At 63.2% G+C, this 20,319-nt stretch carries 13 protein-coding genes; 10 read left to right on the top strand and 3 right to left on the bottom strand.

Annotated features, from left to right (window positions below; translation table 11 throughout):
* Positions 1–3 precede the first annotated feature (3 nt).
* Complete coding sequence (gene hrpA, locus AAGS40_RS09175) at positions 4–4,137, top strand: ATP-dependent RNA helicase HrpA (protein WP_345810967.1); 4,134 nt, start codon at positions 4–6, stop codon at positions 4,135–4,137.
* A 181-nt stretch (positions 4,138–4,318) separates the two neighbouring features.
* Here hrpA and AAGS40_RS09170 read toward each other — a convergent pair whose 3' ends face one another.
* Positions 4,319–6,625, bottom strand: coding sequence for a YadA-like family protein (locus AAGS40_RS09170; protein WP_345810966.1), 2,307 nt, complete (start codon positions 6,623–6,625; stop codon positions 4,319–4,321).
* A gap of 540 nt (positions 6,626–7,165) precedes the next feature.
* Between AAGS40_RS09170 and AAGS40_RS09165 the strand changes: the two genes are divergently transcribed.
* The 4 genes from AAGS40_RS09165 to AAGS40_RS09150 all read left to right on the top strand — a co-directional run bounded on the left by AAGS40_RS09165 (position 7,166) and on the right by AAGS40_RS09150 (position 11,086).
* Positions 7,166–8,185 (top strand): beta-propeller fold lactonase family protein, encoded by a 1,020-nt coding sequence (locus AAGS40_RS09165; protein ID WP_345810965.1) that lies wholly within the window; start codon positions 7,166–7,168, stop codon positions 8,183–8,185.
* 47 nt (positions 8,186–8,232) lie between these two features.
* A complete protein-coding gene (locus tag AAGS40_RS09160; RefSeq protein ID WP_345810964.1) occupies positions 8,233–9,234 on the top strand; it encodes a sterol desaturase family protein in 1,002 nt (333 codons plus the stop codon).
* A 159-nt stretch (positions 9,235–9,393) separates the two neighbouring features.
* Positions 9,394–10,227: an EI24 domain-containing protein gene (locus tag AAGS40_RS09155; protein ID WP_345810963.1), complete on the top strand. Its 834-nt coding sequence runs from the start codon at positions 9,394–9,396 to the stop codon at positions 10,225–10,227.
* Between the two features lie 28 nt (positions 10,228–10,255).
* Positions 10,256–11,086, top strand: coding sequence for a molybdopterin-binding protein (locus tag AAGS40_RS09150; protein ID WP_345810962.1), 831 nt, complete (start codon positions 10,256–10,258; stop codon positions 11,084–11,086).
* A 178-nt stretch (positions 11,087–11,264) separates the two neighbouring features.
* Here AAGS40_RS09150 and AAGS40_RS09145 read toward each other — a convergent pair whose 3' ends face one another.
* Positions 11,265–11,729: a rhodanese-like domain-containing protein gene (locus AAGS40_RS09145; protein WP_345810961.1), complete on the bottom strand. Its 465-nt coding sequence runs from the start codon at positions 11,727–11,729 to the stop codon at positions 11,265–11,267.
* A gap of 441 nt (positions 11,730–12,170) precedes the next feature.
* Between AAGS40_RS09145 and glnA the strand changes: the two genes are divergently transcribed.
* The 4 genes from glnA (at position 12,171) to AAGS40_RS09125 (ending at position 18,871) form a co-directional block, all read left to right on the top strand.
* Positions 12,171–13,586 (top strand): type I glutamate--ammonia ligase, encoded by a 1,416-nt coding sequence (gene glnA, locus AAGS40_RS09140; RefSeq protein WP_345810960.1) that lies wholly within the window; start codon positions 12,171–12,173, stop codon positions 13,584–13,586.
* Positions 13,587–13,789: 203 nt separating this feature from the next.
* Positions 13,790–14,932, top strand: coding sequence for a nitrogen regulation protein NR(II) (gene glnL, locus AAGS40_RS09135; protein WP_345810959.1), 1,143 nt, complete (start codon positions 13,790–13,792; stop codon positions 14,930–14,932).
* A gap of 35 nt (positions 14,933–14,967) precedes the next feature.
* Positions 14,968–16,482: a nitrogen regulation protein NR(I) gene (gene ntrC / locus AAGS40_RS09130; protein WP_345810958.1), complete on the top strand. Its 1,515-nt coding sequence runs from the start codon at positions 14,968–14,970 to the stop codon at positions 16,480–16,482.
* 277 nt (positions 16,483–16,759) lie between these two features.
* On the top strand, positions 16,760–18,871 hold the full coding sequence (locus tag AAGS40_RS09125) for a prolyl oligopeptidase family serine peptidase (protein WP_345810957.1): 2,112 nt from the start codon (positions 16,760–16,762) through the stop codon (positions 18,869–18,871).
* Positions 18,872–18,905: 34 nt separating this feature from the next.
* On the opposite strand, the gene xth is transcribed toward AAGS40_RS09125, so the two are convergent.
* On the bottom strand, positions 18,906–19,682 hold the full coding sequence (gene xth / locus AAGS40_RS09120; RefSeq protein WP_345810956.1) for an exodeoxyribonuclease III: 777 nt from the start codon (positions 19,680–19,682) through the stop codon (positions 18,906–18,908).
* A 315-nt stretch (positions 19,683–19,997) separates the two neighbouring features.
* On the opposite strand from xth, the gene AAGS40_RS09115 reads away from it, so the two are divergent.
* Complete coding sequence (locus tag AAGS40_RS09115; protein ID WP_345810955.1) at positions 19,998–20,288, top strand: hypothetical protein; 291 nt, start codon at positions 19,998–20,000, stop codon at positions 20,286–20,288.
* Positions 20,289–20,319 lie beyond the last annotated feature (31 nt).

Genomic DNA, 20,319 nt, shown 5'->3' with positions numbered 1-20,319 from the left:
CCCATGTCGAATGTACCCAAAAGTCCCGCTCCGGCGAACGAGAATCCGGCGCCCGCCGTCGATCAACCGGGCGCCGGCAACGCCCGACGCCGCCGTGCGCGCGGCGCAAACCGCGACACGCCGCCGGCCGCGCGTGAGCCGCGCGCTCCACGTGAACGGCCCATGCCGCGTGTGGTCGAGCCGAATCCGGTTCCGCCGATCACGTTTCCCGAAGCCCTACCGGTTTCCGCCCGTCGCGAAGAAATCGCGCGGGCGATTGCCGGCCATCAGGTGGTGATCGTCTCGGGCGAGACCGGCTCGGGCAAGACCACCCAGCTTCCGAAAATCTGCCTCGAACTCGGCCGTGGCCTCGGTGCGGGCGGTTCCGGTCTGATCGGTCACACGCAGCCGCGCCGGATTGCCGCGTCGGCGACGGGCCGTCGCATCGCGGAGGAACTCGGCACGCCGTTCGGCGAAGTGGTCGGCTACAAGGTGCGTTTCACCGACAACCTGTCGCCGGGTGCGTCCGTCAAATTGATGACGGACGGCATTCTGCTTGCCGAAACGCAAACCGATCCGCTGCTGAAGGCGTACGACACGCTGATCATCGACGAGGCGCACGAACGCAGCCTCAACATCGATTTTCTGCTCGGCTATCTGAAGGAAATTCTCGCGAAGCGTCCGGATCTGAAGCTGATCGTCACGTCGGCGACGATCGACGCAGACCGCTTTGCGCGCCACTTCGGCAGCGACGACAAGCCGGCGCCGGTGATCGAGGTGAGCGGCCGTCTGTACCCGGTCGAAGTGCGCTACCGGCCGGTCGCGGAAGACAGCCCCGCGGTGAAAGCGGCGGAAGGCACCCAGGCTGCGTCGTCTCGCAACGACAGGCCGAAGACCCAGCGCGAGACCGACCGCGATCTGATGGAAGCCATCGTCGACGCGGTCGACGAACTCTGCCGCGAAGGCCCCGGCGACGTGCTCGTGTTTCTGCCCGGCGAGCGCGAAATTCGCGACGCTGCCGAGGCGCTGCGCAAACACCATCCGCCGCATACGGAAATCCTGCCGCTCTTCGCGCGTCTTTCGGCGGCCGAGCAGGAGCGCGTGTTCCGCACGTCGAACGCGCGGCGCATCGTGCTCGCGACCAACGTGGCCGAAACGTCGCTGACGGTGCCGGGCATCCGCTATGTGGTGGACACGGGCCTCGCGCGCGTGAAGCGCTACTCGTACCGCAACAAGGTCGAGCAGTTGCAGCTGGAAGCGATTTCGCAGGCTGCCGCGAACCAGCGGGCAGGGCGCTGCGGCCGCGTCGCGGACGGCATCTGCATCCGCCTTTACGAAGAAAGCGATTACCAGAGCCGCGTGCGATTCACCGATCCGGAGATTTTGCGTTCGTCGCTCGCCTCGGTGATTCTGCGCATGAAGTCGCTGCATCTGACGGCGATCGAAACGTTTCCGTTCATCGAGCCGCCGCCCGGCCGCGCCATTGCCGACGGCTATCAATTGCTGAACGAACTGGGCGCCGTCGACGATGACAACCAGCTCACGCCGCTTGGCCGCGAACTCGCGCGTCTGCCGCTCGATCCGCGCGTCGGCCGCATGATTCTGGCCGCGCGCGACCAGCAGGCGTTAAAGGAAGTGCTGATCATCGCGAGCGCGCTGTCGGTGCAGGACCCGCGCGACCGGCCGATCGAAGCGCAGGAACAGGCGGACCAGGCGCATCGTCGCTTTGCCGACGAGCGCTCCGAATTCCTGCAGTGGCTGAACATCTGGAACTGGTTCGAAGAGGCGATCGCGCACAAGAAGTCGAACAAGCAGTTGCACGAGGAATGCCGCAAGAATTTTCTGTCGCAATTGCGGCTGCGCGAATGGCGAGACGTGCATTCGCAACTGCTGACCGTGGTGCGCGAGCACGGCTGGCGTCTGAACGACGCGCAAGCGACTTTCGAACAGATCCATCTCGCGCTGCTCACGGGCCTGCTCGGCAACATCGGTCTGAAAGCCGACGACGAGCCGTACTACCTCGGCGCGCGCGGCATCAAGTTCTATTTGTGGCCGGGCTCGGCGCTCGTCAAGAAAGCGGGAAAGTGGGTGATGGCCGCCGAACTGGTCGAGACGAGCCGCCTGTACGCGCGCTGCATTGCCAGGATCGAGCCAGAGTGGATTGAGAAAATCGGTGCGCACCTGCTGAAAAAATCGCTTTCGGAGCCGCATTGGGAAAAACGCGCCGCGCAGGTGTCCGCTTACGAGCGCGCGGTGCTGTACGGTCTGCCGATCTACAACCGGCGGCGCGTGAGTTTCGGCAAACAGGATCCGGCGCGGGCGCGCGAGCTCTTCATTCGCGGCGCGCTGGTGGAGGGCGAGTTCGAGACGAAGCTCGCTTTCTTCGCGCACAATCGCAAGCTGCTTGCCGATATCGAGCAACTCGAACACAAGTCCCGCCGTCAGGACGTGCTGGTCGACGACGAGCTGATCTATGCGTACTACGACGAGGCGTTGCCGAAAGGCATTTATACCGGCGCGTCGTTCGAGCGGTGGTATCGCGACGAACTGAAGAAGAGCGGCCAGCCGGAAGACAAGCTGCGCCTGCTGTACCTGTCACGCGACGATCTGATGCGGCACGAAGCCGCCGGTGTAACAACCGACCTGTTCCCGAAACGGATGACGATGGCGGGCGTCGAGATGACGCTCACGTACCACTTCGAGCCGGGCTCGCCGCGCGACGGCGTGACGCTCGCCGTGCCGCTCTACGCGTTGAACCAGGTCGACGCGCGGCGTTGCGAATGGCTCGTGCCCGGCATGCTGAAAGAGAAATCGCAACTGTTGCTCAAGTCCTTGCCGCAGAAGTTGCGGCGGCATTGCGTGCCGCTGCCCGAGTATGCGGCGGGTTTCGTCGACCGGCATGCCGGGCCGCGCTTCGGTGCGGGTGGTTTGCTCGAGTCGTTGATCGCCGATGTGCGCGAGCAGAAGCAGGTTGCATTGAAGCAGTCGGACTTCAAGCTCGAAACGCTGCCGCCGCATCTGTTCATGAACTTCAAGGTCGTCGACGAGCACGGGCGACAGCTCGCGATGGGGCGCAATCTGTCGCAACTGCGCGCCGAACTCGGCGGGCAGGCGCAGCAGCATTTCCAGAAGATCGCGTCGAGCGCGGCAGGCGCGGCATTGGCCGACGCAGGCGGCGGTGGAATCGCGCCGCCTGCGCAGGCGCGAGGCGCGGCGGGCAGCCCGCGTGATTCGGCGGCAGCCGGCAAGGGCGTGGCGGCGGGTGGTCCGCAGACCGCGCCGCCGAAGGGTGGGCATGGCACCGCGCTGTACGAAAACCTTACCACCTGGAATTTCGGCAAGCTTCCCGAGTTGCTTGAAATCCGCCGCGGCGGCCAGACGCTGTTCGGCTATCCCGCGCTGGTCGACCGCGGCACGCATTGCGACGTCGAGGTGTTCGATTCGCCCGACGAAGCCGCGCGCATTCACCGCGCCGGATTGCGCCGGCTTTTCGCGCTGCAACTGAAAGAACCGATCAAATATCTCGAAAAGAACCTGCCGGGTTTGCGCGAAATGGCAATGCAGTTCATGCCGCGCGGCACCCAGGAAGCGTTGCGTGACCAACTGATCGACACTGCGCTCGATCGAGCCTGTCTGCAGGAACCGTTGCCCGACGATGACGCCAGTTTTCACGCGCGCCGCGACGAGGGGCGCACCCGGCTGACGTTGCTGGCGCAGGAGATTGCGCGCCTGGTGGGTCAGATTCTCGCGGAGTACGCGGCCGTCACGAAAAAACTCGTGCAGGCGAAGTCGTTCGCCGCTGCGTATGCCGACATGCAGGGCCAGCTCGATGCGCTGATCGGCAAGCGCTTTGTCGTGGATACACCGTATCAGCAACTCGCGCATTTTCCGCGCTACCTGAAGGGCATTGCGCTGCGCATCGACAAACTGAGGGCAGACCCCGCACGCGACGCCCGACAGTTCGCCGAGTTCCAGCCGCTGTCGCAAAACTATCAGCGCGCGGTTGCGCAGCGAGGCGGCGTGCTGGACCCGCGTCTCTCGGAGTTTCGCTGGCTGCTGGAAGAACTGCGGATTTCGTTGTTCGCGCAGGAGTTGCGCACGCCGATGCCGGTGTCAGTGAAGCGCCTGTATAAGGTTTGGGAGGCGATGCAGCGGTAGGCTGGGACATGCTCGCTGCGCGAGCGGCACTGAAAAAAAGCGCGCGACGGCTTCCATTCTGGAAAAGCCTTCGCGCAAAAACGCGGGCTGGTTCAGGACCCGCGCTCGCTGCCATGGCTGCGACCGAACGATGTGGTCTGGCTTGCACCGCCTTCAGGATCGTCCGGCCCACGACGCGCTTTTACCAATGCATACCGGCGCCGATCGAAGCGCCGAACTGCCCGCGCGAATCGGTGGTGCCCTGCAGTTTGTAGACCCACTTGCCCGTATCCGACAGTTGCGAGACACCGATCGCGAGTGCCGACTGACCTGCATAGGTGCCCCCAGCCATCGCAACCATGCCGTGACCCGGCAACACCGCTTGCGGCAGCCCCGCCATGGCAAGAGCCGATGCCGTGCCGCCATACGCGTCGCGACGCGCCGAGCGGATCTGGTCGTTGGTATAGCTGTTTGCCTGGCTAACTGCGCCGCTCACGCTTTGCTGTAGCTGGTTGACGTTGACGGCGTCGGTGCCCTGCACGCCGGCTGCGACATTCGTGATCTGCCGTTCTCCGCCTGCGACCCCTACCGACACAGAGTTAGCTCGGTCCGCGACCGACCCCTGACCGAGTGCGACGGCATTATCGGCGCTTGCGGTGGCCGCTGCGCCGACTGCGGTGGCGTTGGCGCCGGTCGCGACCGCTGCGGAGCCAAGCGCCGCGGTGTTCACGCCGCTTGCGGCGGCATTCGCGCCGATCGCAATCGCGTTCTGCCCGGTCGCCTGAGCGCCCGCACCCGAAGCGACCGAGTGTGTGCCGGACGAGACTGCGCTTTCGCTGCCGGTGTCGCCCTCCGCGCTAAAGAACGGGTTGGCGGTGTTGACCACGATGTTGTTGACGACGCCGGAAATCGCCGCGTTCAACTGGCTGACGTTGACCGCGTCGTTAGCTTCGACGCCTTCCGCGACGTTGTGAATGACCGTGCCGCCGTTTGCCGCGTCGCCGCCGAGCGTGACGCTGTTCCGGTTCACGCTGCCGTCGGCGTTCTGGTCGTACATCACCGCGCCGTCGAGCTTCGCGGCGTTGGCCGAGGTCTGGTCGCTGACCGCTTTTAGCTGCGCGTAGTTGACCGCGTCGGTGTCGGCGGTGCCGGCCGCGACATTGGTGATCTGCCGCTCGCCGCCCACCGAGCCAACCGATACGGTATTGGCGCGCGTGGCCACCGACCCCTGACCGATCGCGACCGAGCCGGCCGCCGCCGCGCTGGCGTCGTGACCAATGGCAAGCGAATCGGTGCCGCTGGCAACGGCGGCGTACCCAATGGCAACGCTGCCGCTCGACACGGCAGAAGCATAAGCGCCGAACGCGGCCGCCCCCGTGCCGGCCGCGGCGGCATTCGCGCCCAACACGGCGGCGTAGTCGCCTGTCGCACCGGCAAGCAGGCCTGCCGCGACCGCATGCGTGCCGCTGGCGATGGCGTCGTCGGTGCCGTCGGCGGTGCCGTCTGATTTGAAGTAGTGCAGGGCGCCATTCGCGGCAATGGCGTCCACCTTGCCGTCGACCGCACTCAGCTGACTGACATTGACGGCGTCAGTGGGCGCCGCGCCTGCCGCGACATTGGTAATGCGGCGTTCGTTGTCCGCAGAGCCGACCGAGACCTCGCCATTGGCCGTGGGCGCGGCGATGACCGCCGGATCGACGCCCGTGGGCACGTAAGCACCGGCGGACAGATTGGCGGTCGTGGTCGAGGCTGCGCCGAGCGCGACGCTGTTCGCCGCGCTTGCCGACGCCGCATAGCCGAGCGCGACAGAGCCGGCTTCGTCGGTCATGGCTGACGCGCCGAGCGCGACTGCGTTTTCGCCGCGCGCCAGCGCCGACGCGCCGCCGGCGAATGCGTTGTCGCCCGTGGCCACCGCTGCATAGCCGAGCGCGACCGAATTGACGCCGAACGTGCGCGCGTATGCACCGACCGCGGCCGATCCGTCCGCACTGGCGGCCGCCAGATAGCCGATCGCCGCCGCATAGTCGGCCTGCGCCGAAGCACCCATGCCGCCCGCGAATGCGGCCGCGCCGTTGGCGCTGGCGCTAAAGCCCACTGCTGTAGCGCCTCTGCCGTTGGCGCTCGATACGGTGCCCAAAGCGCTGCTGCCCGCGCTGATCGCGGTGGCGCCCGCGCCGGCGGCGAGCGAGTCGCCACCCAGCGCGTTCGCCTGATAGCCCGTTGCCACCGAGCCGTTGCCCGACGCATAGGCCTCGACACCGGATGCGAGCGCTCCGGCGCCTGCTGCGAGCGCGTCGATGTCAATAGGCGCACCGGTCGGGCTGCCGGCGAAATAGACCGTAGCCTTGGCGACCGATATCTCACCGGCAAAGGTCGCGGTGGCGATCACAGCCATCGCGATGGCCTTTTTACGTCCGCTCGCGATTTTGCCTTTTGTTCGTGCCGTTTCGGGCGTGCCGACCCACGTTTTCGTTGCGTCAGACCAAACCGATCGAAAAACCTTATTCATTTATTGTGTTACTCCGCGGTATGTCGAGAGCACGGGAAAGCGTGTGGCGGGCGGACCTGGCGGATCAGGAAGTTATCGCCCGAATGGAACGCGCAAAGCAGGGGAGGCCGAACCGAATGGCTCCGGTAGGTCGATCCCGATTGTCTTTCCTGGTAAGTCCGAGGCGCCCGCGTCACACGCCAGACCCCGTTGGATTGAGCGCGTTGGCGATGAAGGGCGATTTTCTGATTAAGCCTGTGGACGTCGGTATAAGCTAACTCTTAAAACGCGATAATTAATATCGGTTCCTAATTTATAACGAATTAACGCGAAGCGGCGTTGGCTAAAAATAAGAATTAATCTTGTGGTGTCTTAAGATTAAGCAAGGTACGCTAAAGCACTCACCGTCATTATTCGGATTTATTTAGACCGGCTCGATTTCGACTGTGCTTACGGCGCGCACCGGCGCCGTCAAATTCATGTTGCGCAAGCAGGACCTGCGTCAACCGCAGCCGCCGGCAAACGTTCTACAATGATGGTTGTTTCCCGAAGTGAGTTTTCATGCGTAAATTTTTTCTTCCCGGTTTGACCGCCACGTTTGCCGCAACTGCTGCGCTGGTCGCCGTCGCAGGCTTTTTTTCTCCGGCTGCCCACGCCAACAACGTGATCGTGCTCAATTCCGGCGAAGCTACGCTGAGCCTGATTGACGAGGCCACGCGCCAGGTCGTCGGCACGGTGCCGACCGGCAAGGAACCGCACCACCTGATGGTCACGCCGGACAACTCGTCGCTGATCGTCGCCAATTCGGTGTCGAACAACCTGATGTTCGTCGATCCGAAAACGGGCCAGGTGCAGCGCTGGGTCGAAAATATCGAAGATCCGTATCAGATCGGCTTCTCGCCGGACCGCAAGTGGCTCGTCACGACCGGCCTGCGCCTCGACCGGCTCGATATCTATCACTACGACAGCCAGAGGAACCAGATGACGCTGGCGTCGCGCCTGCCGCTCGCGGTCATGCCGAGCCACATGGCGTTCACTGCCGACAGCAAAACGGTGTTCGTCACGCTGCAGGTGTCGGGCGAACTGGCCGCAATCGACCTCGCTACGCAAACCGTCAAGTGGAAGATGAAAGTCGGCAAGGTGCCGGCGGGTCTGTGGTTGACGCCGGGGGACAAGTACCTGCTGATCGGCATGACCGGGTCCGATTACGTCGCGGTGGTTGACTGGCGCAACCAGAAGATCGTCAAGACCATTCACACGGGTAACGGCGCACACAACTTCCGGTCGTTGGCAGACGGCAAGCATGTCGCGGTGTCGAACCGCGTGGCGAGCACGATCAGCATCATCGATGAAGACACGCTCACTAACGTGGGCGACATCACTGGCTTAATGCCAGGACCGGATGACATGGAACTTTCCGCCGACAAACGCTATCTCTGGGTGACGTTCCGCTTCGCGAAGCATATCGGCATCATCGATCTGAATACGCGTAAGCTGATACAGACGATTGCCGTCGGCCGTTCGCCGCACGGGATCTATTTCTTCAACCGCGCGCCGGTCACGGCGCCGAACGGGGCGTGAGCCGGCATGCAGGCATCCCGTCAGACATGAAGTAACAGGCCAGCACCATGTTCCATCTGATTTTTTCTTCCCTCGACAGCTTCGTCTCGGCCGTGCAGACGCTGCTGTACGTTGACGTGGTGCAGCCGCTGCTGTTTCGCGTCAACCTGATGGACTACGACGAAGACACGTACGACAGTCTCTACTGGGTGATCGTCGGCGTGCTCGAAGTGCTCGCCATGTACGCGGTGCTGCGCCCGCTGGAGGCGCTGCGTCCCGCGGAACAATGGCAGGACCGCAAGGCGGTGCGCGTCGACGTGATCTACACGTGGATCGCCAAGCTGGGCCTTCTCAACCTGTTTTTTTTCTTCGCGCTCCAGCCATTGTTCGACAACGTCCAGGCGTGGCTGCATCTGCACAACATCTCGAATTTCGAGTTCGACAATCTGTGGCCGGGCGTGACCACGCAGCCGCTCGTTACATTCGTGATGTATCTGCTGGTGCTCGATTTCGCCGGGTACTGGTATCACCGCTGGGAGCACCGTATCGGTTTGTGGTGGGAACTGCATGCGGTGCATCACAGCCAGCAACAGATGTCGCTCTGGTCCGATGACCGCAACCATCTGCTCGACGATCTGCTGCAGGCATCGTTCTTCGCGATTATCGCGCTGGTGATCGGTGTGCCGCCGTCGCAATTCGTTGTGCTGGTGGCCATCACGAATCTCGCGCAAAGCGTGCAACACGCCAATATCCGTCTTTATTTCGGGTGGCTCGGCGAGCGCCTGCTGGTCAGCCCGACTTTCCACCGTCGTCACCATGCAGTCGGGTATGGGCACGAAGGGCTGAAATACGGCTGCAATTTCGGTGTACTGTTTCCGTGGTGGGACATGCTGTTTGGTAGCGTCTCGTGGAACCGTGAGATGGAGCCGACCGGCATCCGGGACCAACTCGAAGGCCGCCGGTATGGCGATGGTTTCTGGGCGCAGCACTGGCTCGCGTTTGCACGAATCAGCGCGCGGCTGTCGTCGAAACGCCGCCGCAATCGGGGCAGCGACACCGCTGCCGTTTGACGCGCCTGCCTGATCTATTTTCCCTCGCGTCGCCGGATGCCCCGGTGACGCGTCACGTGGTTTATCCTCTCCCCATTCGCACGCAACGGGCAGCCAGACTGGCTGGTACGTGGCGTGTTTCGCCTTGTCCTATCGTTTCGTTCACCGGCACTGACTCGCATGAATGATCTGTTGCGCTCGTTCGGGCGCGCGCTCGCCAGCGCGCTCCATCCGCGCATGCTCTGGTTGACCTTCATGCCGTTTTTCGCGGCGACGGTCGGTTGGGGCGTGATCCTGTGGTTCTCATGGCAAACGCTGATCGGCTCGACCCGGGTGTGGCTCGAAAGCTGGTCGTTCACCCTCACGCTGTACCAACTGTTCGACTGGCTCGGCTTTTCGTCGCTGCATGCTGTGATCGCGCCATTCATCGTGATTGCGGTGGCGATCCCGCTGATCGTGGTGACGGTGCTGCTGCTGATCGCTACGTTGTCGATGCCTTCGGTCATCCGGTTCCTGTCGGCGAGGCAGTTCGCGAGCCTCGAAATGCGCCGCGGCGGAACGTGGTACGGTAGTCTCGGGCAGGCGTTGTGGACGACGCTGGTCTGTCTCGTGCTACTCGTCGTCACGCTGCCGCTGTGGCTCGTGCCGCCGTTTTTTGCGTTGATCCCGCCGCTGCTGTGGGGCTGGCTGACGTACCGCGTAATGAGTTACGACGCGCTCGCGCTGCACGCCACGCGCGACGAGCGGCGCGCGCTGGTGCGGCGCTTCCGGCTGCCGTTGCTGCTGATCGGTATCGCAAGCGGTTTGCTGGGATCGGTGCCCACGTTGCTATGGGCGTCGTCGGTCTGGCTGATCGTGCTGTTTCCGGTGGTCACCGCGGTGACGATCTGGATTTACGCGTTCATCCTCGTGTTTTCGGCACTGTGGTTCGGCTATTACTGTCTGCGCGCGCTACAGCGCATGCGCGCGGAAGAGCACGGCGGCGCGCGGCAGGCGGCGCCGGTTCCCTATTGATGCATTACTGACAAGCGAAGAGGCGGCAATGGCATTTGGCGTCATCATCATCGGCGACGAAATCCTGTCGGGCAGGCGCATCGACAAGCACCTGCCGAAGGTCATCGAATTGCTGGGCGCGCGCGGACTGTCGCTCGGCTGGGCGGAGTATATCGGCGACGATCCGGCGCGCATCACGGCGACGTTGCGACGCACGTTCGAATCAGGCGATATCGTGTTTTCGACGGGCGGCATCGGCGCCACGCCGGACGACCACACACGCCAGTGCGCGGCCGCTGCGCTTGGCGTGCCGCTCGAACTGAACCCGGAAGCGAAGAAACTGATTCAGGAGCGTATTCTCGACATGCATCCGGCGAGCGCGGCCACGCCGCCCGATCTGGATTCGCCCGAGAACCGGCATCGTCTGAACATGGGTACGTACCCGCAGGGCGCGTCGATCATTCCCAACGGCTACAACAAGATTCCCGGTTTCTCGATCAGGCAGCACCACTTCGTGCCGGGCTTCCCGGTCATGGCGTGGCCCATGATCGAGTGGGTGCTCGACACGCAATATGCGCATCTGCATCATGCGATGCCGCACGCGGAAAAGTCGCTCCTCGTGTTCGAATTGCCGGAATCACGTGTCACGCCTCTGATGGAAAAAATCCAGCACGATTTTCCAGGTGTGCGCGTGTTCAGCTTGCCGAGCGTCGGCGACGCCGAGCGCGGCGGTGTCTACGCGCGGCATCACATCGATCTGGGTGTGAAGGGCGAGCCGGAAGCGGTGGCGGCGGCGTTCGTCAAGCTGAGAGAGGGCGTGCATCTGCTGGGCGGAGATATCGTCGAGCCGGATGCCGAGGTGGTCAAGCCGCGCGGCTGACCTACACTGCGCGGGCTTTTTCGACGCGAGGCGTGCGCGACATCGGCCTGTCCTTTCGCACGCGACGATGAGCCGGGCGGGTGGCTCACCTGTGGCCGCCACGGCCACGTGTGTCGCACTATCGATCAAACCCTGCTTCGAACCGGCCGGATTATGACGCCGGAGCAACCCGCCGCACTCACGCGCCAATCCACGGCAAGCCGCGAAAGCACCAGCCCGACACGGTCTTTCGATGCCCCTGGCCATCCTTGTCGCCTTCGAAACCTTCCAGCAGGTCATACGCGTGAGTGAAGCCGGCTTGCGTCGCGGCGATTGCGGCGAGCTTCGAGCGCGCGGCGCTGCGGCACAGGAACAGCACCGGCGTATCCGGCGTAGCCACCTCTCTGAGTTGCTGTACGAATTCCTGGTTCGGCACGGCACCTGGATAGCGCGTCCATTCCACATGCGCGTACTGGCCGTCGCCGACCACTGGCCGGCCGACCCAGTCGAGCTCTGCGCGTGTACGCACGTCGACGAGACGCGTTCGCGGATCGAGTTGCAGCAGTTCGAACGCTTCAGCGGGCGAGATGGCGCCCGCGTAGGGCAACTGATTCTCGGTTCGGCGCTTGTCTGCCCGGGCGTACAACTGTTCGAGTGTGCTCATGAGCGCTAATCTCCACACGGCCAAAAGACCATTCTAGCGCGCAGGGAGGGTACGAAGCGCGGCTCTTGTGAACCGGCAAACGCCGCGCTGACCGTGCGCGCCGATGCCCGAAAATGGTGCGCAACACGCTCTATGCACCAGTTCTGGATCCCCCAACGGCTAGCGCCGCGAGAATGCACTAATATGGTGCTTTCAACCGTCTAACGTTCGAAAGATTGATCATCGCGCGGTGCGCATATTCCCCGCAAATGCGCGTGCAGTTCGGAGTTGCGCCGGGTTGGAGCATAGATGGCACAGAAGCTGCTTTAGTGGTGCCGTTCGATTTTGTCACGGCGGCTTGTTATGGTTGTCCTTCACCGAACGGGGTGGACGCGCCGGGTCGGGTCAGCTAGATTGGGCGGCGGCTGAATCCGCCGAATTCGTTAAATCAGGAGATAGGTTATGAGTAAATCCGTGGCCGACGTCGTTCAACTCGTCAAAGACGAAGACGTCAAGTTTGTCGACTTCCGTTTCACCGACACGCGCGGCAAGGAGCAACACGTTTCGGTGCCGGTGTCGGCATTCGATGAAGACAAGTTCGAAAGCGGCCATGCGTTTGACGGTTCATCGATTGCCGGCTGGAAAGGCATCGAAGCCTCGGACATGTTGCTGGTCCCGGACGCGAACACGGCTTTCATCGACCCGTTCTACGAAGAATCGACCCTCGTGCTGACGTGTGACGTTGTCGAACCGTCGGACGGCAAGGGCTACGAGCGCGACCCGCGTTCGCTCGCCAAGCGCGCTGAAGCGTACCTGAAGAGCACGGGCCTCGGCGACACGGCGTTTTTTGGCCCGGAACCGGAATTCTTCATTTTCGACTCGGTCAAGTGGGGCACGGACCAGTCGGGCACGTTCGTCAAGATCGGCTCGGAAGAAGCACCGTGGTCCTCGGCAATGGACTTCGAAGGCGGCAACACCGGCCACCGTCCGGGCACGAAGGGCGGCTACTTCCCGGTGGCACCGGTCGACACGTTCCAGGACATCCGTTCGGAAATGTGCCTGTTGCTCGAACAGATCGGCATTCCGGTCGAAGTGCATCACCACGAGGTCGCGGGTCAAGGCCAGAACGAAATCGGCACGAAGTTTTCGACGCTGGTGCAGCGCGCCGACTGGCTGCAGCAGATGAAGTACATCATCCACAACGTCGCGCATACGTATGGCAAGACCGCTACGTTCATGCCGAAGCCGGTGGTGGGTGACAACGGTTCGGGCATGCACGTTCACCAGTCGATCTGGAAAGACGGCCAGAACCTGTTCGCAGGCAACGGTTACGCAGGGCTGTCGGAATTCGCGCTGTTCTACATCGGCGGCATCATCAAGCATGCTCGCGCGCTGAACGCGATCACGAACCCGTCGACGAACTCGTACAAGCGTCTCGTGCCGCACTTCGAAGCGCCGGTGAAGCTGGCTTACTCGGCTCGCAACCGTTCCGCATCGATCCGTATTCCGCACGTGTCGAACCCGAAGGGCCGCCGTATCGAAACGCGCTTCCCGGACCCGATGGCCAATCCGTACCTGTGCTTCTCCGCGCTGATGATGGCCGGTCTGGACGGCGTGCAGAACAAGATCCATCCGGGCGAAGCCGCCGACAAGAACCTGTACGACCTGCCGCCGGAAGAGGATGCAAAGATCCCGACCGTGTGTGCCGGCCTCGACCAGGCGCTGGATTCGCTCGACGCGGATCGCGAGTTCCTGACGCGCGGTGGCGTGTTCACGGATTCGATGCTCGACGCGTACATCGAACTGAAGACGGGCGAGCTGCAACGCTATCGTCAGTCGGTGCACCCGATCGAATTCGAAATGTACTACTCGCTGTAAGCGGCCGTGGCGCTTCGCCCTTCATACGGCGAGGCGCTTGGCGCGACGCTCGCGATCGGTCACGAAGGGACGGCGGCGCCGTCCCTTTTTCGTTCTGAGCGAGCGTGCCGCGGTGTACTACGGCGCGGCACGGTAAAAAAGCAGACGCAATACCTGAGCGCTTCACCCGATTTATCACCATCTCCTATAAGCCGGACTGCAAGATGGTTCTGAAGAATCTGATCAAGGCAAGAAAAGGACACGAGCAGACGCTTTCGGACGACGCGCAGCTCGTCAGTTCCGGTCTGCTGCCGGGCTTCGAGGCGCTGCCCACGGTCGTGCTGGTGCTCGATAAACGCACGCTGCGCGTGGCGTTTGCGAACCCGTCGGCGGAGTCCATGCTGGAGCTGTCGCGCCGCCAGCTGACGCAGATGGCGTGGCCGGACATCTTTTCGAACGCGGACGAGCTGGTCGCGACCATTTCCGCGATTGCCGCTCACCGCTTTCACGCCACCCACCTTGACGCCGTGCTCGAACGTCCGGGCCACGAGCCGCTGCATGTCCATGCGATTGTCGGCTTTCTCGAAGGCGCACAGGATTATGTGCTGCTCGAACTGTTCGAGAACGAGCGTCATCTACGGACCGATCGCGAGGAGCGGATCAACGACCTCACGGCGGTCAACAAGCAACTGATCCGCAATCTCGCGCATGAAATCAAGAATCCGCTGGGCGGCATTCGCGGCGCGGCGCAACTGTTGGAATTCGAACTCGGCGAGCGTCAGCGCGACGAGCTGCGCGAATACACGCAGGTCATCATCAAGGAGTCGGACCGCCTGCAGACGCTGGTGGACCGCCTGCTGGAGCCGCATCGTCACCCGCATATCGTGGGCGACGTGAACATTCACGAGGTCTGCGAGCGCGTGCGTCAGGTGATTCTCGCGGAGTTTCCGCGTGGCCTCACGATCGAACGCGATTACGACGTAAGCGTGCCGGACTTGCGCGGCGACAAGGAACAACTGATCCAGGCGTTGCTGAACATCGTGCGCAATGCGGCCGAAGCATTACGCGAACGCATCTCGCAAGGCGACGCGCGCATCGAGTTACGCACGCGCGTGGCGCGCAAGATTACGGTGTCGAAACGTTTATGTAAGCTGGCACTGGACTTGCATATCACGGATAACGGACCCGGCATTCCCGAAGAAATCCGTGACCGCATTTTCTATCCGCTCGTGTCGGGGCGCGAGGACGGTAGCGGTCTCGGTTTGACGCTCGCGCAGACCTTCGTGCAGCAGCACGATGGGCTGATCGAAGTGGAAAGCCGGCCGGGCCACACCGAGTTTCAGATTCTGCTGCCGCTCGACTGCTAACACGACAAGTATCTCAAGACTTCTGACCGACCTATATGAAGCCGATCTGGATAGTAGACGACGATCAATCGATTCGGTGGGTGCTCGAAAAAGCGCTCGCGCGCGAAAACTTCGCGACCCGCAGCTTCGCGAATGTGCGCGACGCATCGGCGGCGCTCGATCACGACAGTCCGCAGGTGCTGGTGTCCGACATCCGGATGCCCGGCGGCTCGGGTCTCGAACTTCTTCAAACCGTGCGCGACAAGGTGCCGGGCTTGCCCGTCATCATCATGACGGCGTTTTCCGACCTCGATAGCGCGGTGGCGGCCTTTCAGGGCGGCGCGTTCGAATATCTCGCGAAACCGTTCGACGTCGACAAGGCGGTCGAGCTGATCCGCCGGGCAGTCGACGAAAGCATGCGCGGCGAGCAGACGTGGGACGATCGCGTCGCCGAAGCACCCGAAATGCTCGGGCAGGCGCCGGCAATGCAGGACATGTTCCGTGCGATCGGCCGTTTGTCCCATTCCGCGGCAACCGTGCTCATTACCGGCGAATCAGGCACCGGGAAGGAACTGGTCGCGCGCGCGTTGCACCGACATAGCCCACGCGCGAACGGTCCTTTCATTGCATTGAACACGGCCGCGATTCCGAAAGATCTGTTGGAATCCGAACTATTCGGTCACGAGCGCGGCGCGTTCACTGGCGCGCAGGCCATGCGCCAGGGGCGCTTCGAGCAGGCTGAAAACGGTACGCTGTTTCTCGACGAAATCGGCGATATGCCGTTCGATCTGCAGACGCGTCTGTTGCGTGTGTTGTCGGACGGGCAGTTCTATCGGGTCGGCGGCCATAACCCGTTGCGCGCAAATGTTCGCGTGATCGCGGCGACGCACCAGAATCTCGAATCGCGCGTGCGGCAAGGACTCTTTCGCGAAGACTTGTACCACCGGCTCAATGTGATCCGTTTGCGCCTGCCGGCGTTGCGCGAACGCAGCGAAGATATCCCGCTGCTCACGCGGCATTTTCTCCAGAAGAGTGCGCGCGATCTTGGTGTCGAACCTAAGCGCGTGTCCGAGGAGGCGCTTGCCTATCTTGCGTCGTTGCCGTTTCCGGGCAACGTGCGTCAACTGGAGAATCTTGCCAACTGGTTGACGGTGATGGCGCCTGCGCAGACCATCGAGATCAAGGACCTGCCGCCTGACCTTGGCCCGGCCCAAGCAGGCGTGACCGATCTGGCCGGCGGCGGCACGGGTGTGATCGGAATGGGGGAAGCGGGGCTGGCGGGCACGGCGCCCGTGAATGGAGCGGCCGCTACGGCTCACCCTTCCGCTGGTGGCGCGCCTGTGGCGTCGCCAGTGAGCGCGTGGGAAGGTGGCTTGCGCACGGAAGTTGCGCGCATGCTGCGCGAAAACGCCGCGGACGTCATGGACGAACTCGCGCGCCGTTTCGAAGCCGCGGTGATTCGTGAGGCACTCGACTTCACACGCGGTCGCAAGGTCGAAGCGGCGGAGCGTCTTGGCATTGGCCGCAATACGATCACGCGCAAGATTCAGGAGCTCAATCTCGAGCCGTGAGTGGTTGACGTTTTCATTTTCGCGGGGAGGAGGGCGGCGCGGCGGCCTTGCTGCGGGATGTGCGACCGGCACGGCCAGTTGTGGCTATTCGATTCGAGAGACATTCGCAGTCCGTTCGCGCGCTTCCTGCCCACCTTGTCTGCGGTTCAATGCGACTCCGCAATGGATTTGCGTCTGACTCGCCGCTACACTCATCCAGCGGCGTCAAACCACCGCAACATTCAGCCCCAGGCGCCAGCAAGGCATAATCGACACTGGTTTTACTGAACAGTTGACGATGCCCGCTTCTTCTTCCTCCTTTGTCTGGCCGCTCACTCCCGATCCGCATCTATCTCTCGAGGCGCTCGACGACCCCGACGCGCTCGCCTGGGTCGACCAGCAGAACGCCCGCACGCGCGCCGCGTGGTGCAGCAGCGCGGAGTTCGAATCGTTGAGGCAACGTCTTGCAAACGCCTACCTGCCGCGCGAACGTCCGGTGATTCCGGATCGCTGGCAAGACTGGGCTTACGACCTCTGGCAGGACGAGCACAATCCCAGGGGCATCTGGCGGCGCACTCCGTGGGCGGCGTGGCGTAGCGGCGCGCCAGTCTGGCAGAATTTGCTCGACTTCGATGCGCTCGGCGCGGCCGAGGGCACACCGTGGGTATGCGCCGAACTCGATATTCTTTATCCCGATGGCGACCGCGCGTTGATCACCATGTCGCCGGGCGGCTCGGACGCGCTCGTCGTGCGCGAGTTCGATCTGACCGCGCAGCGTTTCGTCGACGACGGCTTTGCGATCGCGAAGGCGGGCAAGCACACGGCAGCGTGGATCGACCGGAATACGCTCTATGTTGGATGGGACAACGGCCGCAAGAGTCTGACGCGCTCGGGTTATCCACGCGAAGTGCGGCGCTGGACGCGCGGCACGCGGCTCGCCGATGCGCCGGTCGTGTTCAAGGCCGCATTCAGTGATATTGGCGTCGAAGCGCATTATGATCCGCTCGAAGCGCGGCATACGGTGGTCAGCAGCGTCGATTTTTTCGATTCACAGACGTACTACCTCGACGAAGCGGCCGACGCTCCGCACGCATGGCGCCGCTATGACGTGCCGGCGCATGTTGCGGTAGGCGGCTGGCAAGGGTGGCTTTTTCTCGAGCCCCGTCTGGACTGGGCGTGCGGCGGCGCGCACTATCCGGGCGGTGCGTTGCTGGCCATCCGCGAGGACGCGTTTTTGCGCGGCGAACGGAGCGTCGTACCGCTTTTCACGCCGACCTCGCTGACCTCGACCTGCGAGTGGTCCACCACGCGTCATCACCTGATCGTGTCATATCTGGAAGACGTGCAGAGCAGGACGGTGGTGTGGACCCCGTCGCAGCCAGCCGATCAGACGTGGCGTTGGCAGCAGCGGCTCTTTCCATCGCACGCAGACACGCAGTGCGACGTGTCGCCTGTCGAGCCCACGTTGAACGATGAAGTGTTCGTCGATACCGACGATTATCTGCAGCCGCCCGCTTACTGGCTGACCGATCTCGCGCGCGAGAATCCGGGCGACTGGGAGTTGCTCGACCGCTGGCCGACCCAGTTCGATGCAGCGCCATACGGCGTGACGCGCGGCCATGCAGTGTCCGCCGACGGCACGCGCGTGCCCTACACGGTGATCGGTCCGCGCGCATCACCAGAATCAGGCGATGCGCCGCAACCGCGTCCGTGTCTGCTCAACGGCTACGGGGGTTTTGCTATTCCATTGCTGCCCGGTTATCTGACGGGGCAGGGCATCGGCTGGCTTGCGCGCGGCGGCGCGTACGTGGTCGCGCATATTCGTGGCGGCGGCGAGTTCGGCACGCCCTGGCATACGGCGGCGCAGGGCGAGCATCGCCAGCGCGCATTCGACGATTTCATCGCCGTGGCCGAGGCGCTGATCGACTCGGGCGTGACGAGCGCCGCGCAACTCGGCATTCAGGGCGGCAGTAACGGTGGCTTGCTGGTCGCGGCGTGCATGGTGCAGCGGCCCGAGCTGTTCGGTGCGGTGGTGTGTGAAGTGCCGCTGCTCGACATGCGCCGTTATCACCTGTTGCATGCAGGTGCATCATGGATCGATGAATACGGCGACCCGGACGAGCCGGACGAGGCGCGCGTGCTGGCCGCGTATTCCCCGTACCATCGCGTGAAGGCGGGGGTGACCTATCCGCCGGTGCTGTTCACCACATCGACCGCCGACGACCGCGTGCACCCCGGCCATGCGCGCAAGATGGCCGCACGCATGCAGGCATTGGGTTTAGCGGACGTATGGTATTGGGAGAACATTGAAGGCGGACACGGCGGTTCCGACGAGCTGGAGCAGGCCGCGCATGACGCGATGGTCTTCGAATTTTTGTGGCATTGCCTCAGTGGCGCTTCGTCGTCGTAACGGCCGGCGACCTCCGCTGCACGGCCGCACTCTTTCAGCCGAGTTCCGCCACCACGGGTGCGTGATCTGAAGGCTGATCCCACTTGCGCGGCGCCTTGTCGACACTGCATGATCGGCAGACGTCGGCAAGCGCGCCGGACAGCAGGATGTGGTCGATGCGCAAGCCCGCGTTGCGGCGGAATGCCATCATCCGGTAGTCCCACCACGAATAGATTTTCTCTGGCTGATCGAAACGGCGGAACGCGTCGACGAGACCCAGCTCGATCAACCGCACGAATGCCGCGCGTTCTTCGGGCGACACCAGATTCTGGCCTTCCCATGCGGCGGGATCGTGCACGTCGCGATCGTCGGGTGCGATGTTGTAGTCGCCGAGCAGCGCGAGCTTCGGATGCTGTGCCATTTCGCCGGCAATCCAGTCATGGAGCGCCGCGAGCCAGCGAAGCTTGTACGCGAATTTGTCGGTGCCCGGCGCCTGGCCGTTCGGGAAATACGCGGAGATGACGCGAATACCTTCGATCGTCGCGGCGATCACACGCTGCTGCGAATCCTCAAAGCCCGGAATGTTGCGCAGGACGCTGCTTTCGTCGACCGCGAGCCCGTCGCGCACGACAATGCCGACGCCGTTATATGTCTTCTGACCGGCGAACCAGCTGCGGTAGCCTCTTTCCGCCAGTTCGGCGCGCGGAAACTTTTCATCGGGCAGCTTCAGTTCCTGAAGGCATAGCACGTCAGTGCCGCTCGTTTCGAGCCAGTCGATCACATGCTGCTGACGAACTTTCAGCGAATTGACGTTCCACGTGGCGATTTTCATAAACCTCAGATCCTTTCCGGTCGAAGCGTGACGGGCCTCGATCCTCTTGTTGTCATGCGCATGGCCCGCTCCGCGACCACGCCTATGCGGATGCCGGGAGTTCGGGCCTGGCCGGTAGTCCTGCATCTTATCGCGCGCGGCAACGTGGCGTGAAGGGATGGCGACGGCGGGACGGCTGCCGCGCGACCGCGTGGCGAGTGACGCCGCGTCTCGTCCTGCCGGCATGCGCCGCAAAAAAATAAAAGCGCTAGCCGGTCGGGCTGCGGCGTATAGTGGGATCACACACACTCGCGCCCAGCGCACCGGGGAGGCAACATGGCCGAACTGATTTATCCCGCCCTTTATAAGGACTTCGAAGTGCATCCGCTGGTGTTCTCGCGGGCATTCGATAAATTCGACGGTCACAAGCGTCATGCCGAAGGTTACGACGTCGCGGTGCGCGTGTGCCGCCCGGGCGCAATCAGCGGGTCGAAAGCGAGCCGCGTGTTTCGCCTCGTGCTGCCTGCCACGTTCTCCGATTTTGGCGTAGCGAAACGCAGTGCCAGGCAGTATGGCGCGGATATCATCGACGGCAAGGTTGAAGGGGCGACAGTCGAAGATCTCTGAACAACACGTTAAGTCTGGCGTCAGCGTGGGT

The organism is Paraburkholderia sp. PREW-6R (assembly GCF_039621805.1).
Taxonomy (GTDB): Bacteria; Pseudomonadota; Gammaproteobacteria; order Burkholderiales; family Burkholderiaceae; genus Paraburkholderia.
This window is presented reverse-complemented; position numbering and strand designations above follow the sequence as displayed.